This is a genomic window from Pseudomonas vanderleydeniana, assembly GCF_014268755.2.
Lineage (GTDB): Bacteria > Pseudomonadota > Gammaproteobacteria > Pseudomonadales > Pseudomonadaceae > Aquipseudomonas > Aquipseudomonas vanderleydeniana.
Map to the genome: position 1 here is coordinate 827,624 of NZ_CP077093.1, position 14,172 is coordinate 841,795.

Consider the following 14,172-nt stretch of genomic DNA (forward strand, 5'->3'; position numbering starts at 1 on the left):
TTGCGCGAATGAGGACAAGTGTTATGGGTAAGAATGTCGTAGTCCTGGGCACCCAGTGGGGTGATGAGGGCAAAGGCAAGATCGTCGATCTGCTGACCGAACATGCTGCCGCCGTAGTGCGCTACCAGGGTGGCCACAACGCGGGCCACACCCTGGTGATCGACGGCGAGAAAACCGTCTTGCACCTGATTCCGTCGGGCGTGCTGCGCGAAGGCGTGCAGTGCCTGATAGGCAACGGCGTGGTGGTTGCACCGGACGCCCTGCTGCGTGAAATCACCAAGCTGGAAGAGAAAGGCGTGCCGGTGCGCGAGCGCCTGCGTATCAGCCCGTCCTGCCCGCTGATCCTGTCCTACCACGTGGCCCTGGACCAGGCTCGCGAGAAAGCTCGTGGCGAGCAGAAGATCGGTACCACCGGTCGTGGTATCGGCCCGGCCTACGAAGACAAGGTCGCTCGTCGCGGCCTGCGTATCGGTGACCTGTTTCACCGCGAGCGTTTTGCCGCGAAGCTGGGCGAGCTGCTGGACTACCACAACTTCGTGCTGGTCAACTACTACAAAGAGCCGGCCATCGACTTCCAGAAGACCCTGGACGAGTGCATGGAGTACGCCGAGCAGCTCAAGCCGATGATGCTCGACGTCACCGCCGAACTGCACAGCCTGCGTCGCGACGGCAAGGACATCATGTTCGAAGGCGCCCAGGGTTCGCTGCTGGATATCGACCACGGTACCTACCCGTTCGTCACCAGCTCCAACACCACTGCTGGCGGTATCGCCACCGGCTCCGGTGTCGGTCCGATGTACCTGGACTACATCCTGGGTATCACCAAGGCCTACACCACTCGCGTGGGTGCCGGCCCGTTCCCGACCGAGCTGTTCGATGACGTCGGTGCCTTCCTGGCCAAGCGTGGCCATGAGTTCGGTGCCACCACCGGCCGTCCTCGTCGTTGCGGCTGGTTCGATGCCGTCATCCTGCGTCGCGCCATCGACGTCAACAGCATCTCGGGCCTGTGCCTGACCAAGCTGGACGTGCTGGACGGCCTGGAGACCATCAACATCTGCGTGGGCTACCGGAACGAAAACGGTGCAGTCATCGATGCGCCGACCGACGCTGACAGCTACATCGGCCTGGAGCCGGTCTACGAGCAGATGCCAGGCTGGAGCGAGTCGACCCTGGGTGCCAAGACCCTGGAAGAGCTGCCAGCGGCCGCTCGCGCCTACATCAAGCGTATCGAAGAGCTGGTCGGCGCGCCGATCGACATTATTTCGACGGGTCCGGATCGCAACGAAACCATCGTCCTGCGTCATCCATTCGCCTGATAAGTCGTTGATGTAAATCAAAAAGGGCCCCTTCTGGGGCCCTTTGTCGTTTCTGTCTGTTGTGCGGCACGACCCTTGCTGTGATTATCTTCTAAAAAAGCGTGCCATCAGATTAATGGCGCCAACGTGGAGGAGTCTTCGGTGTCGGCCATTCTCTCGCTGTTACAGAGTCGTTTGCTTCGGCCTGTGTTCGTTACCCTGGGTATCGCCCTTTTGGTGCAGGTTCTGGTGGCGGTCGCCCTGACCCGAAGCACGGTCACCGCGCTCGAGGCTGACCTGGGCAATCGCCTGGGAGCTGACAGCCAGAAACTCTCCGGTGAGCTGGAGCAGGCGGGCAAGGAAGTGACGTCGAGCCTCGACAGCCTTTCGTCCAGTACTCGCCAGCGACTGACGGTCGGCCTGTCCTCGCGCCTGAAGGACGAGCAGGCACAACTGCGGGCTGCGTTGGAAAAGGATCTGAAGGATTCGGCCAGCGACATGGCGCAACTGCTCGCCTCGGTTGCCCCGCGTGCCATGTGGGACAGCGACGTACCCACTCTCTCCGAGTTCGCTCGGCGCGCCCAGCGCAATCCGAACGTGCTGTTCGTGGTGTATGACGATGCCACTGGCGAGCACCTGACCCGTTACCTGAATCGCGAGAACCCGATCAACAAGGCGTTGCTGGAGAAAGGGCAGGGCGAGCGGGCGCTGGACAAGCTGCTCAACGCGGCGAAGAACGATCCTTCGGTCTATTACCTCGAGGCCTCGATCAACCCCAACGGCGTGGAAATCGGCAAGGTGTTGATGGGGGTGTCGACCGCTTCGGTTGATGCTGACCTGAAGGCCCTGGACCAGCGCTTCTCGGCCTTGATCGCCAGCAGTGACCAGTTGGTTGGCGACAGCCTCAAGGGGGCGGCGGCCGACAGCTCGACCGCGATGCGCGCGCGCCTGCAGTCCGCGCAATCCACGGCCACGCAGATGCAGGCCAATACGGCCAGCACTGTTCAGGACGCGGCGCAGACCCTGCGTTGGCGCATTGGTCTGGGACTGGCGCTGGTCGGCCTGGGCGTGTTGCTGTTGTTGGCGGTGGTGCTGGGGCGTCGGGTGGTCAGCAAGCTGCATCTGCTGATCGCGGCGCTCAATGACCTGGCGGCGGGCGAGGGCGACCTGACCAAGCGTGTACAGCTCGACAGTGATGACGAGATCGGTCACATGGCCTCGGCGGTCAATCGCTTCGTCGACAAGCTGCAGCCCATCGTGCGTGAAGCCGGGGATGTGGCCCAGCGTACTGGCGTCGAGATCGGCGCGATGAGCCTGCGCAATGCCGGTGCCGACAAGGCGGCCGAGTTGCAGCGCGATGAAGTTGAGCAGAGCCTGCGGGCCCTGGAGCGCATGGCTGACGAGGCGCAATCGGAAAGCCATGCCATGCAGGCGGCACTCCAGCAGGTGGTCGACATCCGTCAGGCCACTGATGAAAACACCCGGACGTCGGCGCAGGTCGGCGGCTTGATCGAGGCGCTGGCGGGGCAGGTCGACACCGGTGCCAAGGTGATCGAGCGCCTGGCCCAGCAGAGCGAGCAGATCGAGGTGGTATTGACCGTGATCCATGGTATTGCCGAGCAGACCAACCTGTTGGCCTTGAACGCGGCCATCGAGGCGGCGCGCGCCGGGGAGACCGGGCGTGGATTCGCGGTGGTGGCCGATGAGGTACGGGCGCTGGCCAGCAAGACCCAGAGCTCCACTGGGGATATCCAGGCGCACATCGGTGCCTTGCAGCAAGGGGCGCGCGAAGCGGTGGCGGCGATTGGCCAGGCCGGGCGCCAGGCCAACGAGGGGTTGGCGGTACTGCGTAACAGCGCCAAGCTGCAGCAGACGGTGCAGACTGCGGTCGAGCAGGTGCATGCGGCTATCGGTCTGGCGACCCAGGCGGCAGCGCAGCAGGCGGAGGGCGCGCATGCCGTGCGTGGTCGGGTCGAGGTGATTCATGCCCAGGCCGAGCGTGCGGCGCAGGCGGTGGTGGAGACCACGGCCAGCGGCAAGGTGCTCGATAGCCTGGCGGCACAGCTCAAGGCGAGCCTGGGGCAGTTCCGGGCCTGATCGATAGCAGTTGGAGGAAGTGGCGAGCGGGCTTGCCCGCGCTCGACTGCAGAGCAGTCGCAGGGCTCGGGCAAGTATTTTACCTGCTGCTTCGGGGGGAATTGTCTTGGGGGTGCCTTGCACCCCAGCGCGGGCAAGCCCGCTCGCCACAGGGCGGTGTGTCAGTGGGCTAAAACGCAAAAACCCGCTTTCGCGGGTTTTTGGAGAACTTCAGAATTTCTGAAGTTTGAAATTGGTGCCCAGGAGAAGACTCGAACTTCCACGACCTTTCGGTCACCAGCACCTGAAGCTGGCGTGTCTACCAATTTCACCACCTGGGCAGCATCTTCAGCGTTGTCGCTGTTGATGTGGCGCACTATACGGGCACTGTTTTGATCTGTAAACCCCTGTTTTGCTTTTAATAAATCATTTTTTGCCGGTAGGGGTGGCAGGGCGTCTTTCCATCCTGAAGGGAATGTGTCTCCTGGCGGCAGTAGCGAGCCGCGCGACATAATATTGACTGTCAGGAGGTATTCGCCCTCAACTTGGCTTTTGGCAGAAAAGGGCGGGTAAGAGATTTTTCTGACAGCCAGAAACGCAAAAACCCGCTTTCGCGGGTTTTTGGAGAACTCCAGAATTTCTGAAGTTTGAAATTGGTGCCCAGGAGAAGACTCGAACTTCCACGACCTTTCGGTCACCAGCACCTGAAGCTGGCGTGTCTACCAATTTCACCACCTGGGCATCATCTTCAGCGTTGTCGCTGTCGATGGCGCGCACTATACGGAGCCTCTCAAAAGCTGTAAAGCCCAATGTGCAAAAAAAATCAAAAATTCTCGCAGGCGCTCTGCCGTGGCCTTTGTTGCGGTTGGCAGAAGGGCTTTTCTGCCATCATTGGTGCCTGAAATTTCCCGTTTCAATACGCGTATGCCAAACTATCCGGGCATATAGACAAGGTGAAATTTATCTAATGGCCGATTGGCAGTCCCTCGATCCCGAGGCCGCTCGTGAAGCGGAAAAATACGAAAACCCTATTCCCAGCCGTGAGTTGATCCTGGCGCATTTGTCCGAGCGCGGGTCGCCGGCCAGTCGCGAGCAACTGGTGGAAGAGTTCGGTCTGAGCACCGAAGACCAGGTGGAGGCCCTGCGCCGCCGCCTGCGCGCCATGGAGCGCGACGCTCAATTGATTTATACCCGTCGTGGCACCTACGCCCCGGTGGACAAGCTGGACCTGATCCTCGGTCGCATTGCCGGCCATCGGGACGGCTTCGGCTTCCTGATCCCGGACGATGGCAGTGAAGACCTGTTCATGAGTCCCGCACAGATGCGCCTGGTGTTCGACGGTGACCGCGCCCTGGCGCGGGTTTCCGGCGTGGATCGGCGTGGTCGTCGCGAGGGCGTGATCGTCGAGGTGGTCTCCCGTGCCCACGAAACCATCGTCGGCCGCTACTTCGAAGAAGGCGGTATCGGCTTCGTGGTTGCCGACAACCCGAAGATCCAGCAGGAAGTGCTGGTCACCCCGGGTCGTAACGCCAATGCCCAGATCGGGCAGTTCGTCGAGGTGAAAATCACCCACTGGCCAACCCCGCGCTTCCAGCCCCAGGGCGACGTGGTCGAAGTGGTCGGCAACTACATGGCCCCCGGCATGGAAATCGACGTTGCCTTGCGCACCTACGATATTCCCCATGTCTGGCCCGAAGCCGTGGTCAAGGAAGCGCGCAAGCTCAAGCCGGAAGTCGAGGAGAAGGACAAGGAGAAACGCATCGACCTGCGTGACCTGCCGTTCGTCACCATCGACGGCGAGGATGCCCGCGACTTCGACGACGCGGTCTACTGCGAGGCGATTCCGGGCAAGCTGCGGCTGTTCTCCGGCGGTTGGAAGCTCTATGTGGCGATTGCCGATGTTTCCAGCTACGTGAAGGTCGGCTCGGCGCTGGACGCCGAGGCCCAGGTGCGCGGCAACTCGGTGTATTTCCCCGAGCGCGTGGTGCCGATGCTGCCGGAAGAGCTGTCCAACGGCCTGTGCTCGCTGAACCCGCATGTCGACCGCCTAGCGATGGTCTGTGAAATGACCATCTCGAAGAAAGGCGAGATGACCGACTACGTGTTCTACGAGGCGGTGATCCACTCCCATGCGCGCCTGACCTACAACAAGGTCAGCACGATCCTGGAGCAGTCGAAGACTGCCGAGGCCAAGCGCCTGCGTGCCCAGTATTCGGAGGTGATTCCGGACCTCAAGCAGCTGTACGCCCTGTACAAGGTGCTGCTGGCGGCCCGTCATACCCGTGGCGCGATCGATTTCGAAACCCAGGAGACCCGGATCATCTTCGGCTCCGAGCGCAAGATCGCCGAAATTCGCCCGACCACTCGCAACGATGCGCACAAGCTGATCGAGGAATGCATGCTGGCGGCCAACGTCGCCACTGCCGAATTCCTTCAGAAGCACGAGATCCCGGCCCTGTACCGGGTGCACGACGGCCCGCCACCGGAACGCCTGGAAAAGCTGCGCGCGTTCCTCGGTGAGTTGGGGCTGTCCCTGCACAAGGGCAAGGAAGGGCCGACGCCCAAGGATTACCAGGCGCTGCTGGCGAGCATCCAGAGTCGTCCGGATTTCCACCTGATCCAGACCGTGATGCTGCGCTCGCTGAGCCAGGCGGTGTACAGCGCCGAGAATGATGGTCACTTCGGCCTGAACTACGAGGCTTACACCCACTTCACCTCGCCGATCCGTCGTTACCCGGACCTGCTGACGCACCGGGCGATCCGCAGTGTGATCCATTCGAAGCAGAACACGCCGCACGTGCGTCGTGCCGGTGCGATGAGCATTCCGAAGGCGCGTATCTATCCGTACGACGAAGCCGCGCTGGAGCAGTTGGGCGAGCAGTGCTCGATGAGCGAGCGTCGTGCCGACGAAGCCACCCGCGATGTAGTGAACTGGCTCAAGTGCGAGTTCATGAAGGACCGCGTGGGTGAGTCGTTCCCGGGCGTGGTCACCGCAGTGACTGGCTTCGGCCTGTTCGTCGAGCTGACCGATATCTACGTCGAGGGCCTGGTGCACGTCACCGCCTTGCCGGGCGACTACTACCACTTCGATCCGGTGCACCATCGCCTGTCCGGCGAGCGCACCGGTCGCAGCTTCCGTCTCGGTGACACGGTCGAGGTCAAGGTCATGCGCGTCGATCTCGACGAGCGCAAGATCGACTTCGAAATGGCCGAGAAAACTCTGTCGGCGCCGGTTGGCCGCAGCGGCGCCAGGAAGCGTGGGGTCGAAACCGCTCCGGCACCCGTGGTCGAGAAGGCTGGCGAGCCGAGCCGTCCTTCTCGTGGTGCTGCCGAGAAGAAATCCGGCGACGCCTATCGCTCCAGCGATGCTGCGGCGAAGAACGCCGAAGTGCGCAAGAGCCGGGAGATGAAGCAGGCGCTGCTGGCCGAGGCGAAGGCCGGTGGCAAGCCCAAGGCCGAGAGCAAGGCGGGTCGTGGCGGTTCTTCGGAAAAGCCGACCAAACATCGCAAGGGGCCGTCGAAGAACGGTCCGGCACGTAAATCCAAGGGCAAGTCATGAGTCAGCTGGAAAAGATCTACGGCGTGCATGCCGTGGAGGCGCTGTTGCGTCATCACCCCAAGCGCGTCAAGCAGATCTGGCTGGCTGAAGGCCGCAGCGATCCGCGGGTTCAGCCCCTGTTGCAACTGGCGGGCGAGAACCGCGTGCCGGTCGGCCAGGCCGAGCGCCGTGAGATGGATGCCTGGGTCGAGGGCGTGCATCAGGGCGTGGTCGCTGAGGTCAGCCCGAGCCAGGTCTGGGGCGAGGCGATGCTCGACGAGCTGCTCGATCGCACCGAGGGGGCGCCGCTGATCCTGGTGCTTGATGGCGTGACCGATCCGCACAACCTGGGCGCCTGCCTGCGCACGGCCGATGCGGCCGGTGCGCTGGCGGTGGTGGTGCCCAAGGACAAGTCGGCGACCCTGACGCCAGCCGTGCGCAAGGTGGCCTGCGGTGCGGCGGAAGTGATTCCGCTGGTGGCCGTGACCAATCTCGCGCGCACCCTGGAAAAACTCCAGCAGCGCGGCCTGTGGGTCGTCGGCACCGCCGGCGAGGCCGAGCAGGAGCTGTACCAGCAAGACCTGACCGGCCCGACCATCCTGATCATGGGGGCCGAAGGCAAGGGCATGCGTCGCCTGACCCGTGAGCACTGCGACTACCTGGTGAAGCTGCCGATGGCCGGTAGCGTCAGCAGCCTCAACGTCTCCGTCGCCACCGGCGTGTGTCTGTTCGAGGCGATGCGCCAGCGCAGCGTCAAGGCCGCCGCCAAGAAGGCCTGAGAACCCTTCTCGCAATGACCGATCGTTCCCACGCTCCGCGTGGGAATGCCTCCCTGGACGCTTGGCGTCCCCCTGGTGACGCCGAGCGTCACGGGCTGCGTTCCCGCACGGAGCGTGGGAACGATCACAAGCCCTGCGTTCGTCGCTGGAGCATGCTTCAGTTGCTCAAATAATCACCAATTATCTTGCGCCCCTCGCGCCCCTTCTCTACAATTGCGCCCCTTGCCGTGATGGCTGGCGCATTTGTGCCTACTCCAAGGCAAGACACACCAGTGTCATTCACTCCTTGTCTGACCGCTTTTGAGTGGCAGGCTACAACCCGTAAGGAGCATTCATGCGTCATTACGAAATTATCTTCTTGGTCCACCCGGATCAGAGCGAGCAAGTCGGCGGCATGGTTGAGCGTTACACCAAGCTGATCGAAGAAGACGGCGGCAAAATCCACCGCCTGGAAGACTGGGGCCGTCGTCAACTGGCCTACGCAATCAACAATGTTCACAAGGCTCACTACGTGATGCTGAACGTTGAGTGCACCGGCAAGGCCCTGGCCGAGCTGGAAGACAACTTCCGCTACAACGATGCTGTGATCCGTAACCTGGTCATCCGTCGTGACGAAGCCATCACTGGTCAGTCCGAGATGCTCAAGGCTGAAGAAAACCGCAGTGAGCGCCGTGAGCGTCGCGACCGTCCTGAGCACTCCGACGCTGAAGGCGTTGAGGGTGATGACAGCGACAACAGCGATAACGCTGACGAGTAATCCACGGATCTTTTGAGGAGCCTATTACATGGCACGTTTCTTCCGTCGTCGTAAATTCTGCCGCTTCACCGCTGAAGACGTGAAAGAGATCGATTACAAAGATCTCAACACCCTGAAAGCCTACGTATCCGAAACCGGCAAAATCGTTCCAAGCCGTATCACCGGTACCAAGGCTCGTTATCAGCGTCAGCTGGCTACCGCTATCAAGCGCGCCCGCTTCCTGGCCCTGCTGGCCTACACCGACAGCCACGGCCGCTGAGACCGGGTCGTCGACAAGTAGTAAAGGATTGAGTGCATGCGTGCCTTAGCTGACTTCATCATGCGGGGACGTGTGCAGGCCACGCTGGTCGTGGCCGGAGCTGCGGCATTGCCGCTGTTGTTCTGGTTGAGTGCCGCTGCGGGAAGTCTTGTACTCCTGCGGCGCGGTTCGGACGCCTCGAGCGTCCTGGGTATCGGACTGTTGTCGGTGTTGTTGAGCTGGCACTTCCTGGGTGACCCGACGGCCCTTCTGGTGCTGCTCGGCAGTTGCAGCCTGGCGTTGATCTTGCGCGCCGGGCATACCTGGAACCGCGTGCTGCTGTGCAGCATGGCCGTGGGATTGTTGTGTGCGGTGAGCCTGGGAACTGTGTTCAGTTCCTTCATCGAATCGCTGGCGCAGACGTTCGAACACGTCATGCCGCTGGCGATGGGTGAGGTCTACGAGAAATTCTCGGCCGACCAGAAGGCGTTTCTCATCTCGCTGACCGTTCCGCTGATGATCATTTCGACAGCGATTTCGTTGCAGGTCTTCAGCGTGCTGTGCCTGATTCTTGGGCGCTACTGGCAAGCGCTGTTGTATAACCCCGGTGGTTTCGGTCGCGAGTTTCGCGCTATCCGACTGCCGAAGAACGTGACGCTGTCACTGCTGGCCGTCATGTGTATCGCCCCGTTTTTCGGGTTGCATGCACTGATCCTGTTGCCGCTGTGCAGCGTACCGCTCGCCTTCGCCGGCCTGGCCCTGATTCACGGGCTGGTGGCGCAGAAGCGACTGGCCTCTTTCTGGCTGGTGGGGATATACGTCACGCTCTTGCCGTTCATGCACCTGCTCGGTCCGTTGCTCGTGGTATTGGCCATTGTCGACAGCCTGATTGATTTTCGCGGACGCCTGGCGTCGAAGGACCCCGGTAACGGTTCCGCGAACGGTGAAGGTTAAAAGTTAAGAGGTTATTACCAAATGGAACTGATCCTGCTGGAAAAAATCGCCAACCTGGGCAACCTGGGCGACAAAGTAAAAGTGAAGGCCGGTTACGGTCGTAACTACCTGCTGCCTTTCGGCAAAGCCACCGCTGCGACCGCTGCCAACCTGGCCGCTTTCGAAGAGCGTCGTGCCGAGCTGGAAAAAGCTGCAGCCGAGAAGAAAGCTTCGGCTGAATCGCGCGCCGCCCAACTGGCTGAGCTGGAAGTGACCATCACTGCCACCGCTGGTGACGAAGGCAAGCTGTTCGGTTCGATCGGCACCCACGACATCGCTGATGCCCTGACCGCCTCCGGCGTTGAAGTGGCAAAAAGCGAAGTTCGTCTGCCAAACGGCACCATCCGCAACGTTGGCGAATTCGACGTGGCCGTGCACCTGCACGCCGAAGTCGAAGCAACCGTACGCGTTGTTGTGGTGGCTGCCTAAGCAGCACTCGATCGTCTGGCGGCTTGCCCGCCGGGCGGTTAACATCGGGCACGACTCTGTTCATTCAGGTCGTGCCCTTTGTTTTTTGGCTCCAACCATCTGATTCCAAGTGGCTATGAACGAAATCTCCGCTCCCGAGCAATACGATCTGCAAACCGCTGCCCTGAAGGTGCCGCCGCATTCCATCGAGGCCGAGCAGGCCGTACTCGGTGGCTTGATGCTGGACAACAACGCCTGGGAACGCGTGCTGGACCTGGTCTCGGACGGTGATTTCTATCGGCATGACCACCGCCTGATCTTCCGTGCGATCGCCCGCCTGGCCGACCAGAACCTGCCGATCGACGTCGTGACCCTGGCCGAGCAGCTGGACAAGGAGGGCCAGACCGCGCAGGTCGGCGGCCTCGGCTACCTTGGCGAACTGGCGAAAAACACCCCGTCGGTGGCCAACATCAAGGCCTATGCCTCGATCGTTCGCGAGCGGGCAACCCTGCGCCAACTGATCGGCATCACCAACGATATCGCCGACGCCGCCTTCAATCCGGAAGGGCGCACGGCGGCGGAAATCCTCGACGAGGCCGAGCGGCAGATCTTCCAGATCGCCGAGGCGCGGCCGAAGACCGGTGGCCCGGTGGGCGTCAACGACCTGCTGACCAAGGCCATCGACCGCATCGACACCCTGTTCAACACCTCCGACGCGATCACCGGCCTGTCCACCGGCTATACCGACCTCGACGAGAAGACCAGCGGCCTGCAGCCGGCCGACCTGATCATCGTCGCCGGTCGTCCGTCGATGGGTAAGACCACCTTCGCCATGAACCTGGTGGAGAACGCCGTGTTGCGCAGCGACAAGGCGGTCCTGGTGTACTCCCTCGAGATGCCAGGTGAATCGCTGATCATGCGTATGCTCTCGTCCCTCGGCCGTATCGACCAGACCAAGGTGCGTTCCGGCCAGCTGGAGGACGACGATTGGCCGCGCCTGACCTCGGCGGTCAACCTGCTCAACGACCGCAAGTTGTTCATCGACGATACCGCCGGTATCAGTCCGTCGGAAATGCGTGCGCGGACCCGCCGTCTGGTGCGCGAGCACGGCGATATCGCCCTGATCATGATCGACTACCTGCAACTGATGCAGATCCCGGGCTCCAGTGGCGACAACCGGACCAATGAGATTTCCGAGATCTCCCGTTCCCTCAAGGCCCTGGCCAAGGAATTCAACTGCCCGGTGGTGGCGCTGTCCCAGCTCAACCGCTCTCTGGAACAACGGCCGAACAAGCGCCCGGTGAACTCCGACTTGCGTGAATCCGGAGCGATCGAGCAGGACGCCGACGTGATCATGTTCGTGTACCGCGACGAGGTCTATCACCCGGAGACCGAGCACAAGGGCATTGCCGAAATCATCATCGGCAAGCAGCGGAACGGTCCGATCGGCTTTATCCGCCTGGCCTTCATCGGCAAGTACACCCGCTTCGAGAACCTCGCGCCGGGCAGCTACAACTTCGACGACGACGAGTAACCTCCAGCCGCCAGGCGTGCGGCGAGGCCGGCTCGATGCTGATAAACCCGACGATTATCGTCGGGTTTGATCATTTTTTGTGCTATATTCCGCGCCCGCGAATTTTCATCTCGTCATCTTTCATTTCGACACCGGTCATCGCCATGCAAGCAGCCAAGCCGTTATTTGACTATCCCAAGTACTGGGCCGAATGTTTCGGACCAGCGCCTTTCCTGCCCATGAGCCGGGAAGAGATGGATCAGCTCGGCTGGGACTCCTGTGACGTGATCATCGTCACCGGTGACGCCTACGTCGACCATCCGTCCTTCGGCATGGCGATCATCGGCCGCCTGCTGGAAGCCCAGGGCTTTCGCGTCGGGATCATCGCCCAGCCGAACTGGCAGTCCAAAGACGACTTCATGAAGCTCGGCGAGCCGAACCTGTTCTTCGGTGTCGCGGCCGGCAACATGGACTCGATGATCAACCGCTACACCGCCGACAAGAAAATCCGCTCCGACGACGCCTATACCCCGGGCGGCCTGGCCGGCAAGCGGCCGGACCGCGCCAGCCTGGTCTACAGCCAGCGCTGCAAGGAGGCGTACAAGCATGTGCCGATCGTTCTCGGTGGCATCGAGGCCTCGCTGCGCCGGATCGCCCACTACGACTACTGGCAGGACCGCGTGCGCAACTCGATCCTGATCGATGCCAGTGCCGACATCCTGCTCTATGGCAACGCCGAGCGGGCAATCGTCGAGGTGGCCCAGCGCCTGTCCTACGGCCACAAGATCGAAGACATCACCGATGTGCGCGGCACCGCGTTCATCCGTCGCGACACCCCGCAGGGCTGGTACGAAGTCGACTCCACGCGCATCGACCGGCCGGGCAAGATCGACAAGATCATCAACCCCTACGTGAACACCCAGGACACCGCCGCGTGCGCCATCGAGCAGGAAAAGGGTCCGGTTGAAGACCCGCAGGAAGCCAAGGTCGTGCAGATCCTGGCCAGCCCGCGGATGACCCGCGACAAGACCGTGATCCGCCTGCCGTCGATGGAGAAGGTACGCAACGACCCGGTGCTCTATGCCCACGCCAACCGCGTGCTGCACCTGGAAACCAACCCGGGTAACGCCCGCGCGCTGGTGCAGAAGCACGGCGAGGTGGATGTGTGGTTCAACCCGCCACCGATCCCGATGACCACCGAGGAAATGGACTACGTGTTCGGTATGCCCTACCAGCGCATTCCGCACCCGGCCTATGGTCAGGAAAAGATCCCGGCCTACGAGATGATCCGTTTTTCGGTGAACATCATGCGTGGCTGCTTTGGCGGCTGCACCTTCTGCTCGATCACCGAGCACGAGGGGCGGATCATCCAGAACCGCTCCGAAGAGTCGATCATTCGCGAAATCGAGGAAATCCGCGACAAGGTCCCGGGTTTCACCGGCGTCATTTCCGACCTCGGCGGCCCGACCGCAAACATGTACCGCATCGCCTGCAAGAGTCCGGAGATCGAGTCGGCGTGCCGCAAGCCGTCGTGCGTGTTCCCCGGCATCTGCCCGAACCTGAACACCGACCACTCGTCGCTGATCCAGCTCTACCGCAGTGCCCGTGCATTGCCGGGCGTGAAGAAAATCCTGATCGCCTCCGGCCTGCGCTATGACCTGGCGGTCGAGTCGCCCGAGTACGTCAAGGAACTGGTGACCCACCACGTTGGCGGCTACCTGAAGATCGCCCCGGAGCATACCGAGGAAGGTCCGCTCAACCAGATGATGAAGCCGGGCATCGGTACCTATGATCGCTTCAAGCGGATGTTCGAGAAGTTCTCGAAGGAGGCCGGCAAGGAGCAGTACCTGATCCCGTACTTCATCGCCGCCCACCCGGGCACCACCGATGAAGACATGATGAACCTGGCGCTGTGGCTCAAGGCCAATGGTTTCCGCGCCGACCAGGTGCAGGCGTTCTACCCGTCGCCGATGGCCAGTGCCACCGCGATGTACCATTCGGGCAAGAACCCGCTGCGCAAGGTCACCTACAAGAGCGATGCGGTGACCATCGTCAAGAGCGAGGAACAGCGTCGGCTGCACAAGGCGTTCCTGCGCTACCACGATCCGAAGGGCTGGCCGATGCTGCGCGAAGCCCTGCTGCGCATGGGCCGTGGCGACCTGATCGGGCCAGGCAAGCATCAACTGATCCCGCTGCACCAGCCGCAGACCGACAGCTACCAGAGTGCCCGGCGCAAGAACTCGACGCCGGCTGGCAGCCACAAGGTCGGCAAGGACAGCGGTCGCATCCTCACCCAGCACACCGGCCTGCCACCGCGTGGCAGCGACGGCAGCAAGCCGTGGGACAAGCGCGAGGAAGCCAAGGCCGCCGCCGCCGCACGCAACAAGCAGGCGGCCAAGGATCGCTCCGATGCCGTCAAGGGCAAGGGCAAGAAGCCGGCCCGCAAGCCGGTGGTGCCGCGCTGACAAGCCGTTGTGCCTGACAGGACGCCAGCCTCGTGCTGGCGTTTTGCTTTCTATCGAAGATCCGGTGGGTTTGTTAAGGTGGCCGCGAATTTTCCACCGTTCGACTCAAG

Annotated in this window: 10 protein-coding genes and 2 tRNA genes; 10 read left to right on the plus strand and 2 right to left on the minus strand. The window is 62.0% G+C overall.

Annotated elements, in window-relative coordinates; all coding sequences use genetic code 11:
- The first annotated feature begins 23 nt into the window (after window positions 1-23).
- Entirely contained in the window at window positions 24-1,316 is a 1,293-nt protein-coding gene (locus HU752_RS03645; RefSeq protein WP_186683382.1) for an adenylosuccinate synthase, read from the plus strand.
- A gap of 141 nt (window positions 1,317-1,457) precedes the next feature.
- Window positions 1,458-3,392 carry a methyl-accepting chemotaxis protein gene (locus tag HU752_RS03650; protein ID WP_186683384.1) on the plus strand — a complete coding sequence of 645 codons (1,935 nt, stop codon included), beginning with the start codon at window positions 1,458-1,460 and terminating at the stop codon, window positions 3,390-3,392.
- A 233-nt stretch (window positions 3,393-3,625) separates the two neighbouring features.
- On the opposite strand, the gene HU752_RS03655 is transcribed toward HU752_RS03650, so the two are convergent.
- Window positions 3,626-3,712 (minus strand) — tRNA-Leu (locus tag HU752_RS03655).
- Window positions 3,713-4,025: 313 nt separating this feature from the next.
- Window positions 4,026-4,112 (minus strand) — tRNA-Leu (locus HU752_RS03660).
- A 226-nt stretch (window positions 4,113-4,338) separates the two neighbouring features.
- Between HU752_RS03660 and rnr the strand changes: the two genes are divergently transcribed.
- From rnr to HU752_RS03700, 8 genes are all read left to right on the plus strand, one after another.
- Window positions 4,339-6,930: a ribonuclease R gene (gene rnr / locus HU752_RS03665; RefSeq protein WP_186683386.1), complete on the plus strand. Its 2,592-nt coding sequence runs from the start codon at window positions 4,339-4,341 to the stop codon at window positions 6,928-6,930.
- The gene (rlmB, locus tag HU752_RS03670) at window positions 6,927-7,688 is read left to right on the plus strand and encodes a 23S rRNA (guanosine(2251)-2'-O)-methyltransferase RlmB (protein WP_186683388.1); all 762 of its coding nucleotides are present in this window, start codon (window positions 6,927-6,929) and stop codon (window positions 7,686-7,688) included. The genes rnr and rlmB overlap by 4 nt, the downstream gene beginning before the upstream one ends.
- Window positions 7,689-8,022: 334 nt before the next feature.
- Window positions 8,023-8,445 (plus strand): 30S ribosomal protein S6, encoded by a 423-nt coding sequence (rpsF, locus tag HU752_RS03675; protein ID WP_017901621.1) that lies wholly within the window; start codon window positions 8,023-8,025, stop codon window positions 8,443-8,445.
- 28 nt (window positions 8,446-8,473) lie between these two features.
- Window positions 8,474-8,704, plus strand: a complete 231-nt coding sequence (gene rpsR, locus HU752_RS03680; RefSeq protein ID WP_002551829.1) for a 30S ribosomal protein S18 — start codon at window positions 8,474-8,476, stop codon at window positions 8,702-8,704.
- 36 nt (window positions 8,705-8,740) lie between these two features.
- Entirely contained in the window at window positions 8,741-9,637 is an 897-nt protein-coding gene (locus HU752_RS03685) for a YybS family protein (RefSeq protein WP_186683390.1), read from the plus strand.
- A 21-nt stretch (window positions 9,638-9,658) separates the two neighbouring features.
- Window positions 9,659-10,105, plus strand: coding sequence for a 50S ribosomal protein L9 (gene rplI / locus HU752_RS03690; protein ID WP_017901623.1), 447 nt, complete (start codon window positions 9,659-9,661; stop codon window positions 10,103-10,105).
- Window positions 10,106-10,220: 115 nt separating this feature from the next.
- Window positions 10,221-11,618 carry a replicative DNA helicase gene (gene dnaB / locus HU752_RS03695; RefSeq protein WP_186683392.1) on the plus strand — a complete coding sequence of 466 codons (1,398 nt, stop codon included), beginning with the start codon at window positions 10,221-10,223 and terminating at the stop codon, window positions 11,616-11,618.
- 143 nt (window positions 11,619-11,761) lie between these two features.
- On the plus strand, window positions 11,762-14,062 hold the full coding sequence (locus tag HU752_RS03700) for a YgiQ family radical SAM protein (RefSeq protein ID WP_186683393.1): 2,301 nt from the start codon (window positions 11,762-11,764) through the stop codon (window positions 14,060-14,062).
- Window positions 14,063-14,172 lie beyond the last annotated feature (110 nt).

Excerpts from the sequence above, each read along its gene's own strand:
- HU752_RS03645 (WP_186683382.1), top strand. The coding sequence starts at position 24 with ATGGGTAAGAATGTCGTAGTCCTGGGCACCCAGTGGGGTGATGAGGGC.
- rnr (WP_186683386.1), top strand. The coding sequence starts at position 4,339 with ATGGCCGATTGGCAGTCCCTCGATCCCGAGGCCGCTCGTGAAGCGGAA.
- rlmB (WP_186683388.1), top strand. The coding sequence starts at position 6,927 with ATGAGTCAGCTGGAAAAGATCTACGGCGTGCATGCCGTGGAGGCGCTG.
- rpsF (WP_017901621.1), top strand. The coding sequence starts at position 8,023 with ATGCGTCATTACGAAATTATCTTCTTGGTCCACCCGGATCAGAGCGAG.
- rpsR (WP_002551829.1), top strand. The coding sequence starts at position 8,474 with ATGGCACGTTTCTTCCGTCGTCGTAAATTCTGCCGCTTCACCGCTGAA.
- HU752_RS03685 (WP_186683390.1), top strand. The coding sequence starts at position 8,741 with ATGCGTGCCTTAGCTGACTTCATCATGCGGGGACGTGTGCAGGCCACG.
- rplI (WP_017901623.1), top strand. The coding sequence starts at position 9,659 with ATGGAACTGATCCTGCTGGAAAAAATCGCCAACCTGGGCAACCTGGGC.
- dnaB (WP_186683392.1), top strand. The coding sequence starts at position 10,221 with ATGAACGAAATCTCCGCTCCCGAGCAATACGATCTGCAAACCGCTGCC.
- HU752_RS03700 (WP_186683393.1), top strand. The coding sequence starts at position 11,762 with ATGCAAGCAGCCAAGCCGTTATTTGACTATCCCAAGTACTGGGCCGAA.